Origin of the sequence: Kitasatospora sp. NPDC127035 (assembly GCF_042726075.1) — a bacterium.
In the GTDB taxonomy this organism is placed as follows: domain Bacteria; phylum Actinomycetota; class Actinomycetes; order Streptomycetales; family Streptomycetaceae; genus Kitasatospora.
In genome coordinates, this window is sequence record NZ_JBHXDN010000170.1 from 1 (window position 1) to 1,539 (window position 1,539).

A 1,539-nucleotide genomic window follows, 5' to 3' on the forward strand; every position below is an offset into this window, starting at 1 on the left:
CAACCTCACCAAGCGCATAACGGACGAGACCACACCAACCTGGCGAGGAACCTACTAGGACATAAAGGGCAAACTACTCTCACCAAATGCCCCCTTACACGAGGTCGCTGACACGCCCTTTGACGGTCTTGCCCACGTTGTAGCGGGTGGCGGGGCGGCCGTTCTTCGAGCCGAGGGGGCGTCCGGGATCGGCACCGCGAGGTTGGGGAACACGGGCGGGGCAGAGCGGGTGCGGGCGGATGTTCCTGAACCCCCGGCGGACCCGGGCCGGGGTGAGCCTGTTCGGCTCGGCCGGCTTCTCCCAGGGCCGGCGGAGGTCGGCGGCGAGAGGGCGGGCGAGGCGGAGCTGGGTGTGGGCGGCGGCCAGGAGCCAGGTCCAGCGGTCCGCCGCTTCGGCAGTGCGGATCTTGGGTGCGGTCCAGCCCAGTGTCTGCTTGCCGAACCGAAAAGTGTGCTCAAGGTCGGATCTGCGTAGGAACACCTGCCACCACAGATCCACGTCCGCCGGGGCGGCGCCGGTTTTCGAGGACCACAGCCACACCGGTGGGGCTTCCCGCCCCTTCGGCAGGTGCTCGACCTTCAGGCGGACCAGGCTGCCCTCGACGACGGGGAGTTCACCCTCGTGCTCCAGCCAGGCCGCCCGGTGGGTCAGCCTCGGGTGGACCCGGTCCCACGCCTGGGCCCGAGCCTTGCCGTAATTCGCTGTGTCAGTGGCCGTGGTGATCGCGGGTTCGGGCCAGGTCCCGGGCTCAGCGAAACGGAACTCCGGCCCGTGCTTCAAAGGCCTGCCGCCTTGGGGATAGGCAAGGGCGTACTCCTTGAGCGAGGGCTTCGGCAGTCGCATCACCCTGTCGCTGCGGATCCGGCCGACCAGCGTGACCGGCAGGTCCCGCAGGACCCAGGCCAGCCGGGTGACGTCATAGCCGGCGTCCATCACGACCGCGATGTCCGGGTCCCCGGGCTGCCTCTTCCCGGCCGCGACAAGCCGCTCGGCCCCACCCCTCACCTGGGCGGTGGACCGCGGTCGCGTCGTCCCCGGACCCGAGCCGGACCACGTCCAGGATCGACGTCCATGACGTGGCGCCAGGCTCCAGGACGGCGACGAAGGAGTACGGCCACCCAGGATGACCTGCGACGCGGACTTCGCCCGGCCGTAGACGTGGCAGAACAGCCGCTCCGCCGAACACGGGGCATCCGAACGCAGCCAGGGCGACACGTCGACCGCCAGCACCAGACGCCGTCCCTCGAACTGGGGCATCGACAGCCCGGCCAGCACCGTCCGTAACCTGTCGACGTCGATCCCGCGATTGAGGGCCCCGTACAGCGCGCCGTGCCCACGCCGGTGCTCAGGCAGCAGTGTCAGGTCCACCGGGGACTTCACCGCACCGTCCGCACACAACATCGCGTCGGTGAGTTCGAACAACTCGTCACGCCGGGCGGTCACACACTCGTAGAACTGTCCCCGGAAGCGTGACGCTTCCGCGAACGCCTCCCGCCGGACAGCATCAGGCAGCAGACTCACCTTCACGGCCTTCGTCG

The 1,539-nt window shown here is 69.3% G+C and carries 1 protein-coding gene; it reads right to left on the reverse strand.

Annotated features, from left to right (window positions below; all coding sequences use genetic code 11):
• Positions 1–94 precede the first annotated feature (94 nt).
• Positions 95–1,539, reverse strand: a 1,445-nt coding sequence (locus ACFWIC_RS41055; protein WP_380522318.1) for an NF041680 family putative transposase, incomplete at its 5' end; no start/stop codon positions are given.